The 25,767-nt window shown below is 59.9% G+C and carries 21 protein-coding genes; 8 read left to right on the top strand and 13 right to left on the bottom strand.

All coding sequences use genetic code 11. The features are described from left to right. Positions 1 to 10 precede the first annotated feature (10 nt). The 11 genes from lpxD to rpsB form a co-directional block, all read right to left on the bottom strand. Positions 11 to 1,066, bottom strand: a complete 1,056-nt coding sequence (gene lpxD, locus AC07OG_RS20095; protein ID WP_060541036.1) for a UDP-3-O-(3-hydroxymyristoyl)glucosamine N-acyltransferase — start codon at positions 1,064 to 1,066, stop codon at positions 11 to 13. 2 nt (positions 1,067 to 1,068) lie between these two features. Then, complete coding sequence (locus AC07OG_RS20090) at positions 1,069 to 1,572, bottom strand: OmpH/Skp family outer membrane protein (RefSeq protein WP_060541035.1); 504 nt, start codon at positions 1,570 to 1,572, stop codon at positions 1,069 to 1,071. 45 nt (positions 1,573 to 1,617) lie between these two features. Then, positions 1,618 to 3,993, bottom strand: coding sequence for an outer membrane protein assembly factor BamA (bamA, locus tag AC07OG_RS20085; RefSeq protein WP_495067890.1), 2,376 nt, complete (start codon positions 3,991 to 3,993; stop codon positions 1,618 to 1,620). Positions 3,994 to 4,065: 72 nt separating this feature from the next. Then, positions 4,066 to 5,418: a sigma E protease regulator RseP gene (gene rseP / locus AC07OG_RS20080; protein ID WP_218424771.1), complete on the bottom strand. Its 1,353-nt coding sequence runs from the start codon at positions 5,416 to 5,418 to the stop codon at positions 4,066 to 4,068. Between the two features lie 55 nt (positions 5,419 to 5,473). Beyond that, positions 5,474 to 6,664, bottom strand: coding sequence for a 1-deoxy-D-xylulose-5-phosphate reductoisomerase (gene ispC / locus AC07OG_RS20075; protein ID WP_495067889.1), 1,191 nt, complete (start codon positions 6,662 to 6,664; stop codon positions 5,474 to 5,476). Beyond that, positions 6,661 to 7,467 carry a phosphatidate cytidylyltransferase gene (locus AC07OG_RS20070; RefSeq protein WP_060541031.1) on the bottom strand — a complete coding sequence of 269 codons (807 nt, stop codon included), beginning with the start codon at positions 7,465 to 7,467 and terminating at the stop codon, positions 6,661 to 6,663. Before AC07OG_RS20070 ends, ispC begins: the two co-directional genes overlap by 4 nt. Next, on the bottom strand, positions 7,467 to 8,222 hold the full coding sequence (uppS, locus tag AC07OG_RS20065) for a polyprenyl diphosphate synthase (RefSeq protein WP_060541030.1): 756 nt from the start codon (positions 8,220 to 8,222) through the stop codon (positions 7,467 to 7,469). Before uppS ends, AC07OG_RS20070 begins: the two co-directional genes overlap by 1 nt. 13 nt (positions 8,223 to 8,235) lie before the next feature. Next, a complete protein-coding gene (gene frr, locus AC07OG_RS20060; protein WP_028622555.1) occupies positions 8,236 to 8,793 on the bottom strand; it encodes a ribosome recycling factor in 558 nt (185 codons plus the stop codon). Further along, complete coding sequence (gene pyrH, locus AC07OG_RS20055) at positions 8,790 to 9,533, bottom strand: UMP kinase (protein ID WP_003222124.1); 744 nt, start codon at positions 9,531 to 9,533, stop codon at positions 8,790 to 8,792. The genes frr and pyrH overlap by 4 nt, the downstream gene beginning before the upstream one ends. Before the next feature lie 210 nt (positions 9,534 to 9,743). Beyond that, on the bottom strand, positions 9,744 to 10,607 hold the full coding sequence (tsf, locus tag AC07OG_RS20050; RefSeq protein ID WP_060541029.1) for a translation elongation factor Ts: 864 nt from the start codon (positions 10,605 to 10,607) through the stop codon (positions 9,744 to 9,746). 190 nt (positions 10,608 to 10,797) lie between these two features. Further along, positions 10,798 to 11,535, bottom strand: coding sequence for a 30S ribosomal protein S2 (gene rpsB / locus AC07OG_RS20045; RefSeq protein WP_060541028.1), 738 nt, complete (start codon positions 11,533 to 11,535; stop codon positions 10,798 to 10,800). Between the two features lie 360 nt (positions 11,536 to 11,895). Here rpsB and map point away from each other — a divergent pair, with 360 nt between their 5' ends. The 3 genes from map (at position 11,896) to dapC (ending at position 16,823) form a co-directional block, all read left to right on the top strand. Then, positions 11,896 to 12,678 (top strand): type I methionyl aminopeptidase, encoded by a 783-nt coding sequence (gene map, locus AC07OG_RS20040; protein WP_060541027.1) that lies wholly within the window; start codon positions 11,896 to 11,898, stop codon positions 12,676 to 12,678. 45 nt (positions 12,679 to 12,723) lie between these two features. Continuing rightward, on the top strand, positions 12,724 to 15,426 hold the full coding sequence (locus AC07OG_RS20035; RefSeq protein ID WP_495067888.1) for a [protein-PII] uridylyltransferase: 2,703 nt from the start codon (positions 12,724 to 12,726) through the stop codon (positions 15,424 to 15,426). A gap of 197 nt (positions 15,427 to 15,623) precedes the next feature. Beyond that, entirely contained in the window at positions 15,624 to 16,823 is a 1,200-nt protein-coding gene (gene dapC / locus AC07OG_RS20030; RefSeq protein ID WP_060541025.1) for a succinyldiaminopimelate transaminase, read from the top strand. A 9-nt stretch (positions 16,824 to 16,832) separates the two neighbouring features. Here dapC and AC07OG_RS20025 read toward each other — a convergent pair whose 3' ends face one another. Then, on the bottom strand, positions 16,833 to 18,464 hold the full coding sequence (locus AC07OG_RS20025; protein ID WP_495067887.1) for a Na+/H+ antiporter: 1,632 nt from the start codon (positions 18,462 to 18,464) through the stop codon (positions 16,833 to 16,835). A 256-nt stretch (positions 18,465 to 18,720) separates the two neighbouring features. Here AC07OG_RS20025 and AC07OG_RS20020 point away from each other — a divergent pair, with 256 nt between their 5' ends. The 4 genes from AC07OG_RS20020 to AC07OG_RS20005 all read left to right on the top strand — a co-directional run bounded on the left by AC07OG_RS20020 (position 18,721) and on the right by AC07OG_RS20005 (position 21,928). Further along, positions 18,721 to 19,029, top strand: a complete 309-nt coding sequence (locus AC07OG_RS20020; RefSeq protein ID WP_371318076.1) for an arsenate reductase — start codon at positions 18,721 to 18,723, stop codon at positions 19,027 to 19,029. A 32-nt stretch (positions 19,030 to 19,061) separates the two neighbouring features. Next, positions 19,062 to 20,096 (top strand): 2,3,4,5-tetrahydropyridine-2,6-dicarboxylate N-succinyltransferase, encoded by a 1,035-nt coding sequence (gene dapD / locus AC07OG_RS20015; RefSeq protein ID WP_060541022.1) that lies wholly within the window; start codon positions 19,062 to 19,064, stop codon positions 20,094 to 20,096. Between the two features lie 225 nt (positions 20,097 to 20,321). After that, positions 20,322 to 21,527: an aminotransferase class V-fold PLP-dependent enzyme gene (locus tag AC07OG_RS20010; RefSeq protein WP_495067886.1), complete on the top strand. Its 1,206-nt coding sequence runs from the start codon at positions 20,322 to 20,324 to the stop codon at positions 21,525 to 21,527. Further along, positions 21,524 to 21,928 carry a SufE family protein gene (locus AC07OG_RS20005; protein WP_060541020.1) on the top strand — a complete coding sequence of 135 codons (405 nt, stop codon included), beginning with the start codon at positions 21,524 to 21,526 and terminating at the stop codon, positions 21,926 to 21,928. The genes AC07OG_RS20010 and AC07OG_RS20005 overlap by 4 nt, the downstream gene beginning before the upstream one ends. An 87-nt stretch (positions 21,929 to 22,015) precedes the next feature. Here the strand turns inward: AC07OG_RS20005 and tcdA are convergent, their stop codons facing one another. Further along, the gene (gene tcdA / locus AC07OG_RS20000; protein WP_371318074.1) at positions 22,016 to 22,834 is read right to left on the bottom strand and encodes a tRNA cyclic N6-threonylcarbamoyladenosine(37) synthase TcdA; all 819 of its coding nucleotides are present in this window, start codon (positions 22,832 to 22,834) and stop codon (positions 22,016 to 22,018) included. 272 nt (positions 22,835 to 23,106) lie between these two features. Here tcdA and AC07OG_RS19995 point away from each other — a divergent pair, with 272 nt between their 5' ends. Next, positions 23,107 to 25,698, top strand: a complete 2,592-nt coding sequence (locus AC07OG_RS19995) for a glycosyltransferase (protein ID WP_495067885.1) — start codon at positions 23,107 to 23,109, stop codon at positions 25,696 to 25,698. Positions 25,699 to 25,767: the final 69 nt, after the last annotated feature.

Here is a 25,767-nt window from a genome sequence, read left to right as displayed (position 1 = left end):
GGAAATGGTATCAGCCATCTGATGAAGCATTACCGTCAGGGGTCACTTCCCCAACCTGCTTTTCCAGTTGTCGCAGTCGCCGCGCGATGTCATCGAGCTGGCGGATGCGTGCCGCGCTTTTGCGCCACTCGGCAGCCGGTTGCATGGCTGTACCGGAAGAATAGGCACCCTTTTCGGTTATCGAATGGGTCACCATGGTCATTCCGGTGATGAAAACGTTGTCGCAAATTTCGATATGCCCCACCAGCCCTACGCCACCGGCAAGCATGCAATGCTTGCCGATCTTGGTGCTGCCGGAAATCCCCACGCAGGCAGCCATGGCGGTGTGATCGCCGACCTGCACGTTGTGGGCAATCTGGATCTGGTTGTCGAGCTTGACGCCATTACCGAGAATGGTATCGGCCAGCGCGCCGCGATCTATAGCGGTATTCACGCCGATCTCAACATCGTCACCGACCAACACACCACCGATCTGAGCGATTTTCTGCCAGACACCTTTCTCGTTGGCAAAACCGAAGCCTTCCCCGCCGAGCACGGCGCCGGACTGAATGACCACTCGCTTGCCGATGCGCACGTCGTGGTACAGCGTGACACGCGGGGCCAACCAGCCGCCTTCGCCGATTTCGCAGCGCGCACCGATGAAGCAATGAGCGCCGATGGTCACGCCCGCCGCAATACGCGCGCCGCTTTCGATTACCGCAAACGCACCGATGCTCGCTGCCGGATCAACCACTGCGTCCTCGGCCACTGCCGCTGTCGGGTGAATACCGGCAACTGCCTTGGGCTTGGGATCGAACAAATGGGAAATGCGCGCGTAGGCCAGGTACGGATCAGGCACCACCAGGGCATCACCGGAAAAACCTTCGGCATCAGCAGCCTTCAGCAACAGGGCTGCGGCCCGGCTGTCTGCCAGGTATTTACGGTATTGAGGATTTGCCAGAAAGCTCAACTGAGCTGGGCCAGCCTCCTGCAAGGTGGCTAGCCCAGTGATTGCTTTCTCCGGGTCGCCACGTAACGTGGCGCCGAGGAACTCGGCCAGCTGGCCGAGCTTTATAGTCGCTGTCATGGTTACTTCAGCTGATTCATGCGCTCGATAACCTGGCGAGTGATGTCGTACTGAGGTTTGACATCAATCACTGCGCCACGCTCGAAGACCAGGTCAAAAGCACCTTTCTTGATGACTTCTTCCACAGCGCTGTCCAGTTTCGGCTTGAGCTGCTTCAGCATTTCACGGTCGGCAACAGCTTTGGCTTCGTTCAGCTCCTTGGACTGGAACTGGAAGTCACGGGCCTTTTGCTTGAACTCGAGCTCAAGGCGCTCACGCTCGCCTTGCTGCATCTTGTCGCCACCTGCCACCAGACGATCCTGGATGCCCTTGGCGCTGCTTTCCAGCGTCTTGAGCTTGGTCAACTGAGGACCGAACTTCTTCTCGGCATCCACAGCGTATTTCTTGGCTGCGTCGGATTCCAGCAGAGCCATCTGATAGTTCAGGACAGCGATTTTCATGTCGGCAAATGCCGGGCCTGCTACCAGTACGGAAGCCAGCAGAACCAATTGAGTCAACTTACGCACGATGCACCCCTAAAAAATCCGTTGTCGTTATCTTGGGTCAGACGCTTAGAACGTCTGGCCGAGGGAGAATTGGAACACTTGAGTATCAGCGTCATCCGGTTTCTTCACTGGCATGGCCAAAGCGAAGCTCAGAGGACCCAGCGCAGTCACCCAGGTCACGCCTAAACCGACAGAACTGGCCATGTTGCTCAGGCTGATGTCGTCGCACTTGGTCTTGGACGGAGTGCCATCGGCGTTGGTGCTATCGGAGCACGACGAGTCGAATACGTTACCCACATCCCAGAATACCGAGGTGCGCAGGGAACGTTGATCCTTGACGAACGGCAGAGGGAACAGCAGCTCTGCACCACCCTGGATCAGGACGTTACCACCAAACGGCAGCGGATCCTGGTCCGGGTCAAACGCGGTGCCGGGATTCTTGCCGGTACTTGGCGTACTGCGAGGACCCAGGGAGCTGTCCTTGAAGCCACGTACCGAGTTGAAGCCACCAGCATAGTAGTTTTCATAGAACGGCAAGCCATCGGTCGAACCGTAACCATCGCCATAACCCAATTCGGTATGCAGGCGCACCGTGTAGTTTTCGGTCAGCGGCTGGAACAACTGGCCACGGTAGTCGAGCTTGAAGAACGACAGGTCGCTGCCAGGGATGGTGCTTTCCAGCACCAGGCTCTGGGAGTGGCCACGGGTGGCGAGCACGCCCTTGTTCAGGGTGGACTCGGACCAACCGGCCGACGCCTTGAAGTTCAGGTACTTGTCGCCTTCCTGGTTTACGAAGTCGAAAATCTCGTCAACGGTGTAAACGCCGGTCTTGATTTCGTCTTGTTGCGCATTCAGGCCGAAGGTCAGACGCGAAGTCTCGCTGATTGGATAACCGACACTCACACCGGCACCCAGGCTGTCTACGGCGTAGCTGGCAACGTCAGTATCGAGTTCATCGTAGTCAGTCGTGCGGTAGAACGCGTTGTAACCCAGGCTCACGCCATCGGCGGTCCAGTAGGGGTCAACGAAACCGAAGTTGTAGCGGGTCTGGTATTCGCTTTTGGTCAGGCCGACGCTGACCTTGTTACCGGTACCCAGGAAGTTGTTCTGGGTGATCGAACCACCGAGAATCAAGCCCGCGCTCTGGGCGAAACCGACGCTGGCGGTGATCGAACCGGAAGCCTGCTCTTCAACGCTGTAGTTGACATCGACCTGGTCATCGACACCTGGCACGGCCGGAGTCTCTACGTTGACTTCCTTGAAGAAGCCCAGACGCTCCAGACGGGTCTTGGATTGGTCGATCAGGTAGGTCGAAGCCCAGCCGCCTTCCATCTGACGCATTTCACGACGCAGTACTTCGTCTTCGGACTTGGTATTGCCACGGAAGTTGATGCGATTGACGTAAGCACGCTTGCCCGGATCGACAGCGAAGGTGATGTCCACGGTGTGGTCGTCATCGTGAGGCACTGGCACGCCGTTGACGTTGGCGAAGGTGTAACCCTCGTTACCCAGACGACGGGTGATCAGTTCAGACGTGGTGGTCATCAGCTTGCGCGAGAACACCTGGCCCTTCTCAACCAGCAACAGCGACTTGACCTGGTCTTCAGGGACTTTCAGGTCACCGCTGAGCTTGACGTCACGAACGGTGTACTTCTCGCCTTCGTTGACGTTGACAGTGATATAGACGTGCTTTTTGTCCGGAGTGATCGAAACCTGGGTCGAAGCGATATCCATGTTGATATAGCCACGATCCAGGTAGTAGGAACGCAGGCGCTCCAGGTCACCGGACAGTTTTTCACGGGCGTACTTGTCGTCGTTCTTGAAGAACGACAACCAGTTGGTGGTCTTGAGTTCGAACAGGTCGACCAGGTCTTCTTCAGGGAAGACGGTGTTACCCACCACGTTGATGTGCTGGATAGCGGCAACCGTACCTTCGTTGATGTTGACCTTCAGGCCGACGCGGTTACGCGGCTGCGGCACGACTTCGGTATCGACGGTAGCCGAGTAGCGACCCTGAGCGACGTACTGGCGCTGCAGTTCGTTACGTACACCTTCGAGGGTGGCGCGCTGGAAGATCTCGCCTTCGGCCAGACCGGATTGCTTGAGGCCTTTCATCAGATCTTCAGTGGAGATCGCCTTGTTGCCTTCGATCTCGATACTGGCGACCGATGGACGCTCCACTACCGTGATGACAAGTACGTTGCCATCGCGACCCAGCTGGATATCTTGAAAGAAACCGGTTTTGAACAACGCACGAGTGGATTCCACCAGGCGACGATCATCCGCCTGTTCACCGACGTTCAACGGCAAGGCACCAAAGACGCTACCCGCGGAGACCCGCTGGAGGCCATTGACGCGAATATCAGAGATAGTGAAGGACTCGGCGTGAACTTCGGCGATCATCAATACGGTGAGAACCGCAGTTAGCAGCAGACGTTTCATGAAGTCCTTTCTTATTCCAACTGGCAATAAACAAACTGCCGCAAAATGCGGCAGATTCGCAATTCAGCGACGTTACAGACGGCCCAGATCATTGACCAGAGCGAGCAACATCACTCCGATCACCAAACTGATACCGATCTGTATCCCCCAACCTTGCACCCGATCTGACAAGGGACGACCACGCGCCCACTCGATCAGATAAAACAACAAATGCCCCCCATCCAGTACAGGAATGGGCAGCAGATTCAGAACTCCCAGGCTAATACTCAGATACGCAAGGAAATTCAGGAAATCAGCGACACCCGACTGGGCCGAAGCGCCCGCCACTTTAGCAATGGTTATCGGTCCACTCAAGTTTTTTACCGAGAGCTCGCCGAACAACATTTTCTTGAGCGAATCGAGGGTCAGTACGCTCATGGTCCAGGTACGTCGTGCACCTTCGCCAATCGCGGCCAGCGGACCGTAGCTTACCTCGCGAACCATCTCCGGCGGCCAGTCCACCGCCTTGACACCCGCCCCCAGGTATCCACTGGGTGCCTTGCTCTCGCCACGGGCAGCCAGGGTGACAGGGACATCGATCTGCGCACCGTCACGCTCGACCCGCAGCATGATTTTGCTGTCCGGCTGCTTGCGCACGGTATCAACGACCTGCTGCCAGTCCTCGAGCGGGCGACCATCGAGCGCCAGCAAGCGGTCACCGGTCTTCAGGCCGGCCGCCTGGGCTGGCCCTTTCGGATCGAGCTCAGCCAGCACCGGCGGCAACGCCGGACGCCAAGGGCGAATACCCAGCGAATGAATCGGATCGGGCTCATCGGCCCCTTTCAGCCATTTATCCAGCGCCAGTTCGCGCGGCGAATCAGCCGTGGAACCCTGCTCACGGACCATTACCTGCAAGGAACCGCTTTCCCCCAGGCGACGGACCAATTGCAGATTCACCGCAGCCCAGCCGGTAGTCGGTTCGCCGTCGATGGCAACAATTTCCTGGCCCGGGCTCAACCCGGCCTTCGCGGCAATGCTGCCAGACTCGACTGCGCCGATGACCGGGCGCACCTGCTCGCTTCCCAGCATCGCCAGCGCCCAGAAGAACACCAAGGCCAGCAGGAAGTTGGCAATCGGTCCTGCCGCTACGATAGCAATACGCTGGCGGACAGATTTACGGTTGAAAGACTGATCGATCTGGTCGAGGGGAACTTCACCTTCGCGCTCGTCGAGCATTTTCACGTAGCCGCCCAACGGGATGGCGGCCACTACGAACTCGGTACCCTGCTTGTCGTGCCAGCGCAGCAACGGCATGCCAAAGCCCACGGAGAAACGCAGCACTTTGACCCCACAGCGACGCGCGACCCAAAAGTGGCCGAACTCGTGGAAGGTAACCAGCACACCCAAAGCGACCAGGGTGCCGACAATCATATAGAGCGCGCTCATCTACTTTCTCCGCAATCCTATCCGCTGCTGCATGGGTTCAATCTGTGCGCAGCACTTACCGCCCGTGACGACTCAACCAGTGTCCGGCCAGTTCTCGCGCCTTCGCGTCCGCCGTGAACACTGTCTGCAGATCATTCACTACGACCACGGGCTCGAGATTCAATACTTCCTCGATGATACTCGCGATTTCCAGGTAACGTACCCGTCCGTCGAGAAATGCCGCCACAGCCACTTCGTTCGCAGCATTGAGCATGGCCGGCGCACTGTTACCGGCTTGCGCAGCCTGCCGGGCCAGCCGCAGACACGGGAAACGCTCTTCGTCGGGCGCCTCGAAATCCAGGCGGGCAATGGCAAACAGATCCAGTGGCGCCACGCCCGAGTCGATTCGTTCCGGCCACGCCAGCGCATTGGCGATCGGTGTACGCATGTCCGGGTTGCCCAGTTGAGCCAGCACGGACCCGTCCACATAATCGACCAGCGAATGAATCACGCTCTGCGGATGGATCACCACTTCGACCTGGGACGGCTGGGCATCGAACAGCCAGCAGGCCTCGATCAATTCGAGCCCTTTGTTCATCATGCTGGCCGAGTCGACAGAAATCTTGCGCCCCATGGACCAATTCGGGTGCGCGCACGCCTGATCAGGTGAAACATGCGCCAGTTCGGCCATGGGTGTCTGTCGGAACGGACCGCCGGAGGCTGTCAGTAAAATCCGACGCACCCCCACTTCGCCCAGGCCACGGGCGAAATCGCGCGGCATGCACTGGAAAATCGCGTTGTGCTCACTGTCGATCGGCAGCAACACCGACCCACTCTTGCGCACTGCCTGCATGAACAGCGCACCGGACATGACCAGCGCTTCTTTGTTGGCCAGCAGAATTTTTTTGCCGGCCTCGACCGCTGCCAGTGTCGGACGCAAGCCTGCCGCACCGACAATCGCCGCCATGACCGCGTCGACTTCAGAATCGGCGGCCACCTGGCACAGGCCCTCCTCACCCACCAGGACACGGGTGGCAAGGCCCGCAGCACGCAAATCGTCCTGCAGGCGTCGCCCCCCTGCCGCCTCGGGCACCACGGCGAAACGCGGGTTGTGACGTACGCAAAGCGCCAGCAACTCGCTCAAGCGCGTGTAACCGCTCAGGGCAAAAACCTGGTAACGCTCGGGATGACGAGCGATAACGTCAAGGGTGCTCAGGCCAATCGAGCCGGTAGCACCCAGAACGGTAATCTGCTGCGGGCGGCTCATGGAGCGGCCATCCACAGCAGTACGGCAAATACCGGGATCGCAGCGGTCAGGCTGTCGATTCGATCCAGCACGCCACCGTGACCGGGCAACAGGTTACTGCTGTCCTTGATGCCTGACTGACGCTTGAACATGCTTTCGGTGAGGTCACCCACCACCGAGATAAACACGATCAAGGCCGCGCCGATCAGCCCCTTGAACAGTTCGGCAACGGTCCAGTCGCGGAAAAAGCCGACGAGCACGGTGATGACCAGACTCAGGGCCAGGCCTCCGTAGACGCCCTCCCAACTCTTGCCCGGACTGACCTGCGGCGCCAGCTTGCGCTTGCCGAAGGCCCGGCCGGAAAAGTAGGCGCCGATGTCAGCCCCCCAAACCAGCACCATCACCGCCATGATCAGCCAGTTGCCCAGCGGGTACTGCTTGATCTGCACCAGACCTTGCCAGGCCGGCAGCAGGATCAGCAGACCGATCACCAGCTTGCAGGCCGCGCTGGCCCAATGCTCGCTGGAGCGTGGATAGGTCAGCACCAGCCACGTCGCAACACCCCACCAGAGCACCGAGGCACCCAGTACCCAGGGCGCCAGCCCCGGCACAAGGTGCATGACAAACAACATCAAGGCGACGACAGCGGCATAGGCGACACGGACTGGCTGAGCGGTAAAGCCCGCCAGGCGTGCCCATTCCCAGGCACCCAGCGTGACGACCAGCCCGATGAACAGCGCAAAACCGGAACCCTCGAGCAGAAAAAACCCGCACAGGGCTATCGGCAGCAGGATCAGCGCAGTGATGATTCGTTGTTTAAGCATTAAACCCGGGCTCCAGCTTCGACCTGCTCGCTCGTTTTACCGAAGCGGCGCTGGCGGGAAGCGAAATCGGCCAGCGCGTTACGCATGGCGTCGTGTTTGAAGTCCGGCCAGAACAGGTCGGAGAAGTACAACTCGGCATAAGCCAGCTGCCACAACAGGAAGTTGCTGATGCGGTGCTCACCCCCCGTGCGGATGCACAGGTCCGGCAACGGCAGATCACCGGTAGCCAGGCAGGTCTGCAACAACTCAGGGGTAATGTCCTCCGGACGCAGATGCCCGGCCTGGACTTCCCTTGCCAGTCGCTGCGCCGCTTGCGCGATATCCCATTGGCCGCCGTAGTTGGCGGCGATCTGCAGGACGAAACGATTGGCACCCGCGGTCATGGCCTCGGCTTCGCGCATCGCGGCCTGAAGCTCGGGATGAAAGCGCGAGCGGTCACCAATGATGCGCAAACTGATGTTGTTTTCGTCGAGGCGCTTGGCCTCGCGACGCAACGCCTTGAAGAACAGATCCATCAAGGCGCTGACCTCATCGGCGGGGCGCTGCCAGTTCTCGCTGGAGAACGCGAACAGGGTCAATACTTCAACCTTGGCCTCGGCACACACCTCAATAACCGCACGAACCGCATCCACACCCGCTTTATGCCCGGCGACACCCGGCATAAAGCGTTTTTTCGCCCAGCGATTATTACCATCCATGATGATCGCGACATGGCGCGGCACCGGGGACGGTGCAACCTGCTTGGTCTTTTCCATGAAAACGCGACCCTTATACGGCCATCAGGTCCGCTTCTTTTTGCTTGGTCGCCGCGTCGATATCGGCCTCTGCCTTATCGGTGAGTTTCTGAATATCGGCAGCAGCACGACGCTCTTCGTCTTCGCTGATTTCCTTGTCCTTGACCAGTTTCTTCAGGTCACCCAGCGCGTCGCGACGGATGTTGCGCACGGCAACACGGGCATCCTCTGCAGCGCTGCGAGCCTGCTTGGTGAAGCCCTTGCGGGTTTCCTCGGTCAGGGCCGGCATGGAGATCAGCAGCAACTCACCCAGGTTCGTCGGGTTGAGGTTCAAGCCCGCGCTCTGGATCGCCTTGTCGACTGCCGCGAGCATGTTGCGCTCGAACGCCACGACCTGGAGGGTCCGGGAATCTTTCACAGTCACGTTGGCGACGCCGCTCAGCGGGGTGTCAGCACCGTAGTACGGCACCATCACGCTACCCAGAATACTCGGGTGAGCCTTGCCGGTACGGATCTGCCCAAACGCGTGGGACAGAGACTCCAGGGACTTCTGCATGCGCTCTTGAGCGTCTTTCTTGATTTCGTTGATCATTGTTGGCCTTCCTCGATCAGGGTCCCTTCAGCGCCACCATGTACGATGTTCAGCAGGGCGCCGGGCTTGTTCATGTTAAAGACGCGCAGCGGCATCTTGTGGTCGCGGCACAGGCAGATGGCCGTCAGATCCATCACACCCAGCTTGCGATCCAGTACTTCATCGTAGGTCAGATGATCGAACTTCTCGGCATGCGGGTCTTTGAATGGGTCGGCGGTGTAGACGCCATCGACCTTGGTCGCCTTGAGCACGACATCGGCATCGATTTCGATTGCACGCAGGCAGGCCGCCGAATCCGTCGTGAAGAACGGGTTACCGGTACCGGCAGCGAAAATCACCACATCCTTGGAGTTCAGGTGACGCATGGCCTTGCGGCGATCATAGTGATCAGTCACGCCAACCATGGAAATGGCCGACATGACGATGGCCGAGATGTTGGCACGCTCAAGCGCGTCGCGCATGGCCAGGGCGTTCATCACAGTGGCCAGCATGCCCATGTGGTCGCCCGTGACCCGATCCATGCCAGCCTTGCTCAGCGCTTCGCCACGGAAAAGGTTGCCGCCGCCGATGACCAGACCCACCTGGACACCGATGCCGACCAGTTGACCAACTTCCAGGGCCATGCGATCCAGAACTTTCGGGTCGATCCCGAACTCTTCCGAGCCCATCAGGGCCTCGCCGCTGAGCTTGAGTAGAATGCGTTTATAGCGAGCCTGATAACCACTGCCCTGCTGAGCCATTGCGAATCTCTCCTGCGGCGTATTTTAAAAATTCTTTGCGAGCTGTTTTCAGCTGGCGTTCACTCTAGCTTGGTGCTGCTTCAGCGCCATCGGAACATGGCTTTGTAAGCCAGTTCCAACAGGAAACCAAATAAAAATTGGTACCCCATCTGAAAAGAGGCTGCGCGCGTGAGCGGGCAGCCTCTTCAGGGCGACAGTTAAAAAACCGTCTTATTGCTTGGCGGCAGCCAGCTGTGCGGCAACTTCTTCAGCGAAGTTGTCGACTGGCTTCTCGATGCCTTCGCCTACTTTGAAGTAAGTGAAGGAAACGATTTCAGCGCCGGCTTTCTTGGCCAGGGCACCCACGGTGATTTCCGGGTTCATGACGAAAGCTTGCTCAACCAGGCTGGCTTCGGCCAGGAACTTGGTGATACGGCCAGCGATCATCTTCTCGACGATTTCAGCTGGCTTGCCTTTCATCTTGTCTTCGTTCAGGGACAGGAAAACGCCCTTCTCGCGCTCGATGGCTTCTGGCGAAACCTGCGATGGCAGCAGGAACTCAGGGTTGCTTGCCGCCACGTGCATGGCGATCTCTTTGGCCAGCTGAACATCGCCGCCCTTGAGAACAACAGCAACACCGATCTTGTTACCGTGCAGGTAGGTGCCGACTACGTCACCTTCCACGCGTACCAGACGGCGGATGTTGACGTTTTCGCCAACTTTGGCAACCAGGGCTTCACGAGCAGGTTCCTGAGCGGCGATCAGCGGAGCTGCATCGGTCAGTTTCTCGGCGAACGCTTTTTCTACGCTGGCAGCAACGAAGTTTTTGAAGTCGTCTTGCAGGGCCAGGAAGTCGGTCTGCGAGTTAACTTCCAGCAGTACGGCGCACTTGTCGTCAGCCTTGATGGCGATAGCGCCTTCAGCGGCAACGTTGCCAGCTTTCTTGGCAGCCTTGATCGCGCCCGAAGCACGCATGTCATCAATGGCTTTTTCGATGTCGCCGCCAGCCTTGGTCAAGGCCTTTTTGCAATCCATCATGCCTTCGCCGGTACGCTCGCGCAGTTCTTTGACCAACGCTGCAGTAATCTCTGCCATTTCAAAATTCCTCTTGGATAGGTTATCAACCATTCCACCCGATCGAACGGGCGTTCAATTCTTCCCGAACCACCCTTGTTAGCTGCCGCACGTTACAGATAAAGCAGTGGGCGCCGACAAATGGTTTTCGAGGTGGCAAAAAGGGGGCCAAGCCCCCTTTTTGCTTACTGAGTCAACGCCAGGGCGTCAATTACTCAGCTGCAGCTGCCGGAGCTTCTTCAACGAAGACTTCGGTGCCGCCGGAAACGTTGTTGCGACCACGGATCACAGCGTCAGCCATCGAACCCATGTACAGCTGGATAGCGCGGATTGCGTCATCGTTGCCTGGGATGATGTAGTCAACGCCTTCCGGGCTGCTGTTGGTATCGACTACGCCGATAACCGGGATGCCCAGCTTGTTGGCTTCGGTGATCGCGATGCGCTCGTGATCAACGTCGATAACGAACAGAGCGTCTGGCAGACCGCCCATGTCCTTGATACCACCCAGGGAACGATCGAGCTTTTCCAGGTCACGGGAGCGCATCAGCGCTTCTTTCTTGGTCAGCTTGGCGAAAGTACCGTCTTCGGCTTGTACTTCAAGGTCACGCAGACGCTTGATGGAAGCACGGATGGTTTTGAAGTTGGTCAGCATGCCGCCCAACCAGCGGTGATCGACGTACGGCGAGCCGCAACGTGCTGCTTCTTCAGCAACGATCTTGCCAGCGGAACGCTTGGTGCCGACGAACAGAATCTTGTTTTTGCCCTGGGCCAGACGCTCTACGAAAGTCAGAGCTTCGTTGAACATTGGCAGGGTTTTTTCAAGGTTGATGATGTGGATCTTGTTACGCGCGCCGAAAATGTACTTACCCATTTTCGGGTTCCAGTAACGGGTCTGGTGACCGAAGTGCACACCGGCCTTCAGCATATCGCGCATGTTGACTTGGGACATGATAGTTCCTTAATAAGTCGGGTTTGGCCTCCACGTATCCCAATGACCAACCAGCAGCTTCAGCTGAAGGCACCCAGGTCATCGTGTCGACACGTGTGTGGATTTAGGCTTTTCGGGACATCCCCGGAAAGCGGCGCATTTTATACCACAGGGCAGGCAAAAACGGAACCCGGATTATGAAATCCCGGCGCCGAGCCTTGGAATCCGCCAGCAATCCACCATTCTATAAGGAGAAGCGACGCACAGAGGCGCTGATTTGCGCTGATCGTCTGGTAGAATCGCATTTTTCAGGGCTGCGAAGTTCGATCGCGCAACGCCCTTTCCGTTTAGAAAGCGCCTTCGAGCGCAGAGAGAGCCTGTATGACCGTCACCCTCAAAACCCCCGAGGATATCGCCAAGATGCGTATCGCCGGCAAGCTGGCCGCCGATGTGCTGGAAATGATTGCCGAACATGTCAAGCCGGGCGTTACCACCGATCAACTGAACCAGATCTGCCACGACTATATCGTCAACGAGCAGAAGGCCATCCCTGCCCCGCTCAATTACAAGGGTTACCCGAAGTCGATCTGCACGTCGATCAACCACGTGGTCTGCCACGGCATCCCGAACGACAAGCCGCTCAAGGATGGCGACACACTGAACATCGACGTCACCGTCATCAAGGACGGTTACCACGGCGATACCAGCCGCATGTTCCACGTCGGCAGCGTGCCGGTCTGGGCCGAGCGCCTGTCCCAGGTCACCCAGGAATGCATGTACAAGGCGATTGAAATCGTCAAACCCGGCTGCCGCCTGGGCGACATCGGTGAAATCATCCAGAAGCACGCGGAAAAGAACGGCTTTTCGGTGGTTCGCGAGTTCTGTGGCCACGGCATCGGCAAGGTATTTCACGAAGAGCCGCAGATCCTGCACTACGGCCGTGCCGGTACCGGCATGGAATTGAAAGCCGGCATGACCTTCACCATCGAGCCGATGATCAACCAGGGCCGTGCCGACACCAAGGTATTGGGCGACGGCTGGACCGCGATTACCAAGGACCGCAAGCTGTCGGCCCAGTGGGAGCACACCCTGCTGGTGACCGAGACCGGTTACGAGATCTTCACCCTGCGCAGCGACGATACCATCGCACGCGTTTCGGCCTGAGTCCGTCCAGCCGTTACCCAGCCTTATAGAAAGGAATGCCAATCGATGCCGCAGGTGGATCCCGAACTCTTCGACCGCGGCCAGTTCCAGGCTGAACTGGCCCTGAAGGCAAGCCCGATATCGGCCTTCAAGAAGGCCATCCGCCAGGCCCGGGAAGTGCTCGACTCGCGGTTTCGCAGCGGCCGGGACATTCGCAGGCTGATCGAGGATCGTGCCTGGTTCGTCGATAACATCCTGCAAAAGGCCTGGGATCAGTTTGACTGGAGCGAAGACGCCGACATTGCGCTGGTCGCGGTCGGCGGCTACGGCCGCGGCGAACTGCACCCTTACTCCGATATCGATTTGCTGATCCTGCTGGACAGTGCAGACCATGAAATTTTCCGCGACTCCATCGAGCGCTTCCTGACCCTGCTGTGGGACATTGGCCTGGAAGTCGGACAGAGCGTTCGCTCGGTCGAGGAATGCGCCGTCGAGGCACGCGCCGACCTGACGGTAGTCACCAACCTGATGGAAAGCCGCACCATTACCGGCCCGGAGCACCTGCGCCAGCGCATGCTGGATGTCACCAGCACCGCGCACATGTGGCCGAGCAAGGACTTTTTCCTGGCCAAGCGCGCCGAGCAGAAAGCCCGCCATCACAAGTACAACGACACCGAGTACAACCTGGAGCCCAACGTCAAAGGCTCGCCCGGCGGATTACGGGACATCCAGACGATTCTGTGGGTGGCCCGTCGCGAGTATGGCACCCTGAACCTGCGAGCACTGGCCGGCGAAGGCTTCCTGGTCGAAAGCGAAAACGCCCTGCTGGCGTCTTCCCAGGAATTTCTGTGGAAGGTTCGCTACGCCCTGCACATGCTCGCCGGCCGCGCTGAAGACCGCCTGCTGTTCGATCACCAGCGCACCATCGCCGGACTGCTGGGCTTCGAGGGCAATGACGTCAAGCAAGCCATCGAAAGCTTCATGCAGCAGTATTACCGGGTGGTCATGAGCATCGCCCAGCTCAGCGACCTGATCATCCAGCACTTCGAGGAAGTCATCCTCGCACCGGAAGACGAAGCGCCGCCGCAACCGATCAACTCGCGATTCCAGCTGCACGACGGCTACATCGAGGCGCGCAACAACAATGTGTTCCGCCGCACGCCATTCGCCATGCTGGAAATCTTTGTGCTGATGGCCCAGCAGCCGGAAATCAAAGGCGTGCGCGCCGACACCATTCGTCTGTTGCGCGAACACCGCCATCTGATCGACGACGATTTTCGCAACGATATCCGCAACACCAGCCTGTTCATCGAGCTGTTCAAGTGCAAGATCGGCATTCACCGCAATCTGCGGCGGATGAACCGTTACGGCATTCTCGGGCGTTATCTGCCGGAGTTCGGCCTGATCGTCGGGCAGATGCAACACGACCTGTTTCACATCTATACGGTCGATGCGCACACCCTGAACCTGATCAAACACCTGCGTAAATTGCAGTACACCCAGGTGTCGGAAAAATTCCCGTTGGCCAGCAAGGTCATGGGCAAGCTGCCCAAGCCCGAACTGATCTACCTGGCCGGTCTGTACCATGACATCGGCAAGGGCCGGCATGGCGATCACTCGGAGATCGGCGCGGTCGATGCCGAAACCTTTTGCCAGCGCCATCAGTTGCCGGTGTGGGACAGTCGCCTGATCGTCTGGCTGGTGCAACACCATTTGGTCATGTCGACCACTGCCCAGCGCAAGGACCTGTCCGACCCGCAGGTAATCCACGATTTTGCCCACGCCGTCGGCGATGAAACCCGCCTCGATTATTTGTATGTGCTGACCGTCGCCGACATCAACGCCACCAACCCGACCCTGTGGAATTCCTGGCGTGCCAGCCTGTTGCGCCAACTCTATACCGAGACCAAGCGCGCCCTGCGCCGCGGCCTGGAGAACCCGGTGGACCGTGAAGAGCAGATCCGCCAGACCCAGAGCGCAGCCCTGGACATTCTCGTGCGTGGCGGCACCGATCCGGACGACGTCGAGCAACTGTGGTCGCAATTGGGCGATGACTACTTCCTGCGCCACACCGCCGGCGACGTTGCCTGGCACAGTGATGCGATCCTCCAGCAACCGGCTGACGGCGGGCCGCTGGTGTTGATCAAGGAAACCACCCAGCGCGAGTTCGAAGGCGGTACGCAGATCTTCATCTATGCGCCGGACCAGCACGACTTCTTCGCCGTGACCGTGGCGGCGATGGACCAGCTCAACCTGAACATTCACGACGCCCGGGTCATCACCTCCAGCAGCCAGTTCACCCTCGACACCTACATCGTGCTCGATACCGACGGCGATTCGATTGGCGACAACCCGGCGCGGGTCAAACAGATCCGCGATGGCCTGACAGAAGCCCTGCGCAACCCGGACGACTACCCGACGATCATCCAGCGCCGGGTGCCACGCCAGCTCAAGCACTTCGCCTTTGCACCGCAGGTGACGATCCACAACGACGCCCAACGCCCGGTGACTGTGCTGGAGCTCACGGCTCCCGACCGCCCGGGCCTGCTGGCGCGGATCGGCACGATATTCCTGGAGTTCGACCTGTCGCTGCAGAACGCCAAGATTGCCACCCTGGGCGAACGGGTGGAGGACGTGTTCTTCATTACCGACGCAAATAATCAGCCGCTGTCCGACCCGCTGCTGTGCAGCCGCTTGCAGGATGCAATCGTCGAGCAATTGAGCGTCAACCAGGAACCCGATATCAAACTGTCGCGCATCAGCATCTGAATCAACAAATTTCCCACTGTGAAAGCAGATTTCTGTGGCGAGGGGGCTTGCCCCCGTTGGGCTGCGAAGCGGCCCTAAAACCTCAAGCGCGGTCTATCAGATAAACCGCATATCATGGTTTTACGACTGCTGCGCAGTCGAACGGGGGCAAGCCCCCTCGCCACACAGGCCTGCCTCCACACTGAACGAGGCCCCCGATGAACAACGCTCTGACCCAGCTCCAGCCCTACCCGTTCGAAAAGCTCCGTGCCCTGCTCGGCAGCGTCACGCCAAACCCGGACAAACGCGCCATCGCACTGTCCATCGGCGAGCCGAAACACCGCTCGCCGAGCTTTGTCGCCGAGGCCCTGGCCAGCAACCTGGATCAGATGGCGGTGTATCCGACCACCCTCGGCATCCCGGCCCTGCGTGAAGCCATCGCCGCCTGGTGCGAGCGTCGCTTCAACGTACCTGGCGGCTGGATCGACCCCGCGCGCAACGTCCTGCCGGTCAACGGCACCCGTGAAGCCCTGTTTGCCTTCACTCAGACCGTGGTCAACCGGGGCGACGACGCACTGGTCGTGAGCCCGAACCCCTTCTACCAAATCTACGAAGGTGCCGCGTTCCTCGCCGGGGCCAAGCCTCACTACCTGCCGTGCCTGGATGAAAACGGCTTCAACCCGGACTTCGACGCGGTATCGCCAGACATCTGGAAACGCTGCCAGATCCTGTTCCTGTGCTCGCCGGGTAACCCGACCGGCGCGCTGATCCCGGTCGAAACCCTGAAAAAACTGATCGCCCTGGCCGACGAACACGACTTCGTGATCGCCGCCGACGAGTGCTACAGCGAACTGTACTTCGACGAGCAGACCCCACCGCCAGGCTTGCTCAGCGCCTGCGTGGAACTGGGCCGTAAAGACTTCAAGCGTTGCGTGGTGTTCCACAGCCTGTCCAAGCGCTCCAACCTGCCAGGCCTGCGTTCGGGCTTTGTCGCCGGTGATGCCGACATCCTCAAGGGCTTCCTGCTCTATCGCACCTACCATGGCTGCGCAATGCCGGTGCAGACGCAACTGGCCAGCGTTGCAGCATGGAACGACGAAGTGCACGTGCGGGCCAACCGTACGCTGTATCGGGAGAAGTATGATGCGGTGCTGGCAATCCTGAGCCCGGTGATGGATGTACAACGTCCGGATGGCAGCTTCTACCTGTGGCCGAATGTGGCCGGCGACGATGCCGCCTTCTGCCGTGACCTGTTCGAGCAGGAGCATGTGACCGTGGTGCCGGGTTCCTACCTGTCGCGGGATGTCGATGGCATCAATCCGGGCGCAGGGCGTGTGCGCATGGCGTTGGTTGCACCGCTGGCCGAATGTGTGGAAGCGGCAGAACGTATTCGCGACTTCATCCAGCGCCGCAAATAATCGCCTGCGTTATTTCACCTGACCGAGCTTGGCTTCACTCAGGTCCAGCTCGCCCAGCACCTCACGCAACACGTCATCGCCAATCTGGTGATGACGGCTGAGGCTGTACAACTCCAGGCGCTGCGCCCGCAGCGCTTTCAAACGCAGGCGCCGTTCCAGCAAGTCCATCTGCAAGGCCAAGGCCTGGGCTTCTGCCGAGTCATTGAAGATATCCAGTTGGTGCCGATATTCGGACATGATCCGCGCTTTCAGCTCTGCGGCCAGCGCTGCCTGGGCCGCATCCTGAGGGCCGGCCTCTTCGGCTTCCAGCGCATGAATGGCCGCCTCGGCGGTTTTACGCCAGGCCTCGCGTACTTCATTGCGACGCTTGTCGTCGGGGCTTTTATCGATACCGCGCAACAACAGCGGCAGAGCGATACAGGCGGCGATCAGCGACAACAGGATCACACCGGCGGCGATGAAAATCAGTAGATCACGCTCCGGGAACGCCACCCCACCCATCAGCAACGGCACCGACATCACACCGGCCAGCGTCACCGCTCCGCGCACTCCACCCACGGTCAGCAACCAGCAAGACCGCGCAGTCGGCAACTGGGTCATTTCACCCTTGCCGCGCAGACGCCGCAGAAGGATCGACGCTCGCCAGATGCTCTGCACCCAGAAATACCGCAGTGCCAATAGCACCAGGAAAATCGCCACCACGTCAAAGCCGCGATACAGCAGCGTCGGCCACAGCGAGGTTTCGTGGCTGACCACCGCTTTGATGATGTCCGGCAGTTGCAAGCCCAGCAGCAGGAAGATCAGGCCGTTGAAGGCGAACTCCAGCAACGACCAGACGCTGCGGTTGAGCAAGCGCGTATTGGTCTGGCGCGGCAGCAGGTCGAGCCAGCTCTGCATCATGCCCGCCGCCACCGCCGACAGAATGCCCGACACTTCCACGCGCTCGGCCAGCACGTAGGCGGCGAACGGCAGCAACAACATGAACACCACATGGGTCGCCGGATCATCCCAGCCGCGGGCAATCATCCAGGCGCGCAAACGCCCGACCAGCCAACTCAAGGCCACGCCGACAGCCAGGCCGCCGACGGCCACCAGCACGAACGTAACGCTGGCAGTGGCCAGGGAGAACACACCTGTCACAGCCGCCACCAAGGCAAACTTGAACGTCACCAGGCCCGAGGCGTCGTTCATCAGCGCCTCGCCCTGCAACATGTGCATCAAGGGCGTCGGCAAACGGTTCTGGGAGATCGCCGAGACTGCCACGGCGTCGGTGGGCGACAACACGGCCGCCAGGGCGAAGGCGACGGGCAACGGTATGCTCGGCAACAGCCAGTGGATGAAATATCCCGCACCGACCACGGTAAACAACACCAACCCCACGGCCAGGGTCAGAATCGGCCCGCGCAAACGCCAGAATTCGCGCTTGGGCATGCGCCAGCCGTCAGAGAACAGCAGCGGCGGCAGGAACAGAAACAGGAACAACTCCGGATCAAGGGCCACATGCAACCCCAACGTCGGCCAGGCGAGCAAGGCTCCGGCGGCGATTTGCACCAGTGGCAACGGCAACGGGACCACCCGTCCGATCAGGCGTGAAACGCCAACCAGCATCAGCAGGATCAGGACGGTGTAGGCGGTTTGCATAAATCTCGGATCCCGGACAATCGACAGCGCACAAGTGCCATATTAGCCGCATAGACTGCGCCTGACCGTTGCACCATTGTCGCACAGGCTTGTACAGGTCCAGCGCACGAATGACATATCCACCACAGCCGACGCGAAACCGTCCGGTCATGGCATAATCCGTCACCGTTTATTCGACAGTACCTGCAAAGGGGGCAATTCCTTGACCGCTTCAAGCAAAACGTTGCACCTTTTCGGCATCAAAGCCTGCGACACCATGAAAAAGGCGCGCACCTGGCTCGATGAACACGCCGTCAGCTACGACTTCCATGATTACAAAACGGCCGGTATCGACCGTGAACACCTGACCCAATGGTGCGACGAGCACGGCTGGCAGGTGGTGTTGAACCGTGCAGGTACGACCTTTCGCAAACTCGAAGACGAACGCAAAGCCGATCTCGACCAGACGAAAGCCATCGAACTGATGCTCGCACAACCCTCGATGATCAAGCGCCCGGTGCTTGATCTCGGTGACCGAACCCTGATTGGCTTCAAGCCTGATATCTACGCGGCCGCGCTCAAGTAAGCAGCCCGTTCAATTTTGTTAGAGGTATACACATGTCCACTACCCTGTTCAGCCTGGCCTTCGGCGTCGGCACCCAAAACCGTCAAGGTGCATGGCTGGAAGTGTTTTACGCCGCACCTGTTCTCAATCCTTCGGCTGAAGTCATCGCCGCCATCGCGCCTGTTCTGGGTTACACCGAAGGCAATCAGGCGATCGCGTTCAGCACCGCCCAGGCCTCGCAATTGGCTGAAGCGCTCAAAGGCGTCGACGCTGCCCAGGCAGCCTTGCTGACCCGTCTGGCCGAAAGCCACAAACCGCTGGTCGCCACGTTGCTTGCCGAAGACGCCCAGCTGTCGTCCACCCCTGAGGCCTACCTCAAGCTGCACCTGCTGAGCCATCGCCTGGTCAAGCCCCATGGCCTGAACCTGGCAGGGATCTTCCCGTTGCTGCCGAACGTGGCCTGGACCAGCCAGGGCGCGATCGACCTGGCCGAACTGGCCGAGCACCAGCTTGAAGCGCGCCTGCGTGGCGAACTGCTGGAAGTGTTCTCGGTGGACAAGTTCCCGAAAATGACTGACTACGTGGTTCCGGCCGGCGTGCGTATCGCTGATGCGTCGCGTATCCGCTTGGGCGCCTACGTTGGCGAAGGCACCACCGTGATGCACGAAGGTTTCGTCAACTTCAACGCAGGCACCGAAGGCCCGGGCATGATCGAAGGCCGCGTGTCGGCGGGCGTGTTCGTCGGCAAGGGTTCGGACCTGGGCGGCGGTTGCTCGACCATGGGCACCCTTTCCGGTGGCGGCAACATCGTGATCAAAGTCGGCGAAGGCTGCCTGATCGGCGCGAACGCCGGTATCGGTATCCCGTTGGGCGACCGCAACACCGTCGAGTCGGGCCTGTACGTGACCGCCGGCACCAAGGTTGCCCTGCTGGACGCCAACGACAACCTGGTCAAAGTGGTCAAAGCCCGTGAACTGGCCGGTCAGACCGACCTGCTGTTCCGCCGCAATTCGCAGACCGGTGCCGTGGAGTGCAAAACCCACAAATCGGCCATCGAACTGAACGAAGCGCTGCACGCTCACAACTAAGCGTCGCATGATCCCCTGTGGGAACAAGCTTGTGTCAAGGGGGCTTGTGTGGCGAGGGGGCTTGCCCCCGTTGGACTACGCAGTAGTCCCGGGCCATTGCCATGAGCATGGGGCCGCTCCGCGGCCCAACGGGGGCAAGCCCCCTCGCCACAAGGTCCCTTCACCACAAAGGCTCGGTCCCACAAGGTCCGACGTACACTCGCCCAAGTTCATAGGGCCGAACACATGATGATTCCCTCTCCCTGGCGCGCCGATTTTCCGGCCATCGCCGCCCTGCAACGGCAAGGCCAGACCTATCTGGACAACGCCGCTACCACGCAAAAACCGCAAGCCCTGCTCGATGCCCTGGCGCATTACTACGCCAACGGCGCGGCCAATGTGCATCGTGCCCAGCACCTGCCCGGTGCCCACGCCACCCAGGCGTTCGAGGATAGCCGCAGCAAAGTGGCACAATGGCTCAATGCCGGTGACAGCGGACAGATTGTCTTTACCCACGGGGCGACCTCCGCGCTGAATCTCCTGGCCTACGGCCTGGAGCATCTATTCAATCCGGGCGATGAGATTGTCATCAGCGCCCTGGAGCACCACGCCAACCTGCTGCCATGGCAACAACTGGCGCACCGTCGCGATCTGAGGCTGGTGATCCTGCCGCTCAATCCCGACGGCGTGATCGACCTGGAACTCGCCACCGGCCTGATCACCCCCCGCACACGCCTGCTGGCGGTCAGTCAGTTGTCCAATGTAATCGGTGCCTGGCAACCACTGGAGCAATTGCTGGCACTGGCCAAGTCGCACGACGCGCTGACCGTAATCGACGGCGCGCAAGGCGTGGTCCACGGCCGCCACGACGTGCAGGCGCTGGGTTGCGACTTCTATGTATTTTCCAGCCACAAACTCTACGGCCCCGATGGCCTGGGCGTGCTGTTCGGGCGCAATGAGGCGCTGCAGCTGCTGCGGCCCTGGCAGTTCGGCGGTGAAATGGTACTGGATGCCAATTATCACGACGCTCGCTTCCGCCCGGCACCTTTAGGCTTCGAGGCCGGGACGCCGCCGATCGCCAGCGTGATTGGTCTGGGTGCAACCCTGGACTATCTGGCCGGACTCGATCAGGACGCCGTGTCCGCCCACGAGGCGGCGTTGCATGACTACCTGCTCAAGGGCCTGCAATCGCGCAATGGCATACGCCTGCTGGGCAAACCGCAACTGGCGCTGGTCAGTTTCACCGTCGAGGCTGTGCATAACTCTGACCTGGCGCATTTGCTGACCGAGCAAGGCATCGCCGTGCGCGCAGGCCACCACTGCGCCATGCCGCTGCTGAAAAGCTTCGAACTGGCCGGAGCAATCCGGGTGTCACTGGCGCTGTACAACGACTCCGCCGACCTGGAACGATTCTTCGAGGCGCTGGATCAGGCGCTGGAGTTACTGCGATGAACCTGCCTGCCGATGCCGTAACGGCGCTCGAAACCTTTCAGGCCGCCGCCGGCTGGGAACAGCGGGCACGCCTGTTGATGCAATGGGGCGAGCGTCTGCCTGCGTTGAGCGCCGAAGACATGTGCGAAGCCAACCGGGTGCATGGCTGCGAAAGCCAGGTCTGGCTGGTAGGGCAATTGCGCGATGGCCGTTGGCAGTTCAATGCCAACAGTGATGCGCGGCTGATTCGCGGGCTGGTGGCGTTGCTGCTGGCGCGGGTCAACGGACTGTCGGTGGCCGAATTGCAACAGGTGGATTTGCCGGACTGGTTCAATCAGTTGGGGCTGGGGCGGCAGTTGTCCCAGTCGCGCAGCAATGGCCTGAATGCGGTGCTTAAGCGGATGACGGAGTTGGCTGGTTAAACGTCATCGCCAGCAGGCTCGCTCCCGCATTGGAATGCATTCCCCTGTGGGCGAGCCTGCTCGCGATGAGGCCATCAGCCCAACCAGCTAAACTTGAGGCTTTATCCGCTCCGACGGGCGCCGCACCCCGGCAACGATCTTATCCACCGCCTTGGTCGCCGCGACCATGCCGAAGGTCGCCGTCACCATCATCACCGCCCCAAACCCGCCAGCGCAGTCGAGTTTCACGCCGTCGCCGACAAAACTCTTCTGCAGACAAATGCTGCCGTCAGGTTTCGGATAGCGCAGTTGCTCGGTGGAAAACACGCACGGCACGCTGTAATGGCGAGTCACGGTGCGTGAAAAACCATAGTCGCGGCGCAAAGTGGAGCGCACTTTCGAGGCCAGCGGATCATTGAAGGTGCGGTTCAAATCGCAGACCTGGATCAAGGTCGGGTCGATCTGTCCGCCCGCGCCGCCGGTGGTGATGATCTGAATCTTGCGACGCTTGCACCAGGCGATCAGCGCCGCCTTGGCGTTGACGCTGTCAATGCAGTCGATCACGCAATCGATGTTCGGCGTGATGTACTCGGCCATGGTCTCACGGGTGACAAAATCCGCCACCGCATGCACCGTGCAATCCGGGTTGATGCCGCGCAGGCGCTCGGCCATCACCTCGACCTTGGGTTTGCCGACCGTGCTGTCCAGCGCGTGCAACTGGCGGTTGGCGTTACTGACGCAAACATCGTCGAGATCAAACAGCGAAATCTCGCCCACGCCGCAACGGGCCATGGCTTCTGCCGCCCAGGAACCCACACCGCCCACGCCGACTATCGCCACATGGGCCGCCCGCAGACGCTCCAGGCCTTCGATGCCATACAAACGGGCAATGCCAGCAAACCGCGGATCTTCTGTACTCATGACCATTACCCCAAAAACCGGCGCGCATTATAGGGCCGTCCGCGGCCAAGAGCATCTTTTGGGCTATGAACGGGCGCGTCATTGCCTTTGATAAGACTACATCGAACGAAGAATTGAACTACATGCTCTAAGGAAAGAACTTAAGTCGACTTGGAGTGCCCAACGTCCGGCATTTCCCTGTGCGATGTAAGTTCAGTGAGCTGCCGGTGTAGGAAGCGCGCCCTTGTGCGGCCGCCGACCGTTCTTTTGTTCCACATTCCTTGGAACCCGAAATAGCTATGTCATCGCGTAAATTTGGACTCAACCTGGTCGTGGTGCTCGCCATCGCCGCCTTGTTTACCGGCTTCTGGGCGTTGATCAATCGCCCGGTCACCGCACCCAACTGGCCTGAACAGATCTCCGGTTTTTCGTACTCGCCGTTCCAGCAAGGCCAGTTCCCCCAGAAGGAGCAGTATCCGACCGACGATCAGATGCGCCGCGACCTGGAGATCATGAGCAAGTTGACGGACAACATCCGCACTTACTCGGTCGACGGCACGCTGGAAAACATTCCGAAACTGGCGGAAGAGTTCGGCCTGCGGGTGACGCTGGGGATCTGGATCAGCCCGGACCAGGAACGCAATGAACGCGAGATCAACCGTGCCATCGAAATCGCCAATTCCTCGCGCAGCGTGGTTCGTGTGGTGGTCGGCAACGAAGCGATCTTCCGCAAGGAAATCAGCGCCGCCGAATTGGGCATGATCCTTGATCGCGTCCGCGCTGCCGTGAAGGTACCGGTCACCACCTCCGAGCAGTGGCACGTCTGGGAAGAACACCCGGAACTGGCCAGGCACGTCGACCTGATCGCAGCGCACGTCCTGCCTTATTGGGAGTTCATCCCGATGGACAAGGCCGGGCAGTTCGTTCTCGACCGCGCTCGCGACCTGAAAAAGATGTTCCCGAAAAAGCCGCTGCTGCTGTCCGAAGTCGGCTGGCCGAGCAACGGCCGCATGCGCGGTGGCGCCGACGCGTCGCCGGCAGACCAGGCCATCTACCTGCGCACTCTGGTGAACAAACTCAACCGCCAGGGCTTCAACTACTTCGTGATCGAAGCGTTTGACCAGCCGTGGAAAGCCAGTGACGAAGGCTCCGTTGGCGCCTACTGGGGCGTGTTCAACGCCGCACGCCAGCAGAAGTTCAACTTCGAAGGCCCGGTAGTGGCGATTCCGCAATGGCGCGTGCTGGCCATCGGCTCCGTCGTGCTGGCCCTGTTGTCCCTGACCTTGCTGATGATCGACGGCTCGGCCCTGCGCCAACGCGGCCGCACCTTCCTGACCTTTATCGCGTTCCTCTGCGGTTCAGTGCTGGTCTGGATCGGTTATGACTACAGCCTGCAATACAGCACCTGGTTCAGCCTGACCGTGGGGTTCCTGCTCGCCCTTGGTGCGCTCGGGGTGTTCATCGTGTTGCTGACCGAAGCCCATGAACTGGCAGAAGCGGTGTGGGTGCACAAGCGCCGGCGCGAGTTCCTGCCGGTGGAAGGCGACTCCAGCTACCGCCCGAAAGTGTCGATTCACGTGCCCTGCTACAACGAGCCGCCGGAGATGGTCAAACAGACCCTCAACGCCCTGGCCAACCTCGACTATCCGGACTTCGAAGTCCTGATCATCGATAACAACACCAAGGACCCGGCGGTCTGGGAGCCGGTGCGCGACTACTGCGCCACCCTCGGCCCGCGCTTCAAGTTCTTCCACGTCGCTCCACTGGCTGGCTTCAAGGGCGGCGCGCTGAACTACCTGCTTCCGCACACCGCCAAGGACGCCGAAGTGATTGCCGTGATCGACTCGGATTACTGCGTCGACCGCAACTGGCTCAAGCACATGGTGCCGCACTTCGCCGATCCGAAAATTGCCGTGGTGCAGTCGCCGCAGGACTATCGCGACCAGAACGAAAGCACCTTCAAGAAGCTCTGCTATGCCGAATACAAGGGCTTCTTCCATATCGGCATGGTCACCCGCAACGACCGTGACGCGATCATCCAGCACGGCACCATGACCATGACCCGGCGCTCGGTGCTCGAAGAGCTGGGCTGGGCCGACTGGTGCATCTGCGAGGATGCCGAACTGGGCCTGCGCGTGTTCGAGAAAGGCCTGTCGGCGGCGTATTACCACACCAGTTACGGCAAAGGCTTGATGCCCGATACCTTTATCGACTTCAAGAAACAGCGCTTCCGCTGGGCCTACGGGGCGATTCAGATCATCAAGCGCCACACCGCCAGCCTGCTGCGCGGCAAGGACACGGAGCTGACCCGCGGCCAGCGCTACCACTTCCTCGCGGGCTGGTTGCCGTGGGTCGCCGATGGCATGAACATCTTCTTCACTGTCGGCGCGCTGCTGTGGTCGGCAGCGATGATCATCGTGCCGCAGCGGGTGGATCCGCCGCTGCTGATTTTCGCCATCCCGCCATTGGCACTGTTCGTGTTCAAGGTGGCCAAGATCATTTTCCTCTACCGTCGAGCGGTCGGGGTCAATCTCAAGGATGCCTTCTGCGCGGCGCTGGCCGGGCTGGCCTTGTCCCATACCATTGCCAAAGCGGTCTTGTACGGCTTCTTCACCAGCAGCATTCCGTTCTTCCGCACACCGAAGAATGCCGATAACCATGGCTTCTGGGTGGCGATTTCCGAGGCCCGGGAAGAGATGTTCATCATGCTGCTGCTGTGGGGCGCGGCACTGGGGATCTTCCTGGTCAACGGCCTGCCGAGCAACGACATGCGCTTCTGGGTCACCATGTTGCTGGTGCAGTCGCTGCCGTACGTGGCGGCGCTGATCATGGCGTTCCTGTCGTCGCTGCCAAAACCTTCTGTCGAGGCGCAAACCGCACCGGCGGTCTAAATCTCTGCGGATGCACTAAACGGCGGCCAATGGTCGCCGTTTTGCTTTAAGATAACCGCCATTTTGCGG

This window comes from Pseudomonas sp. GW821-FHT09H03, assembly GCF_059415945.1.
The sequence above is the reverse complement of the archived record's forward strand: the minus strand, read 5'-3'. Positions and strand labels throughout refer to the sequence as shown.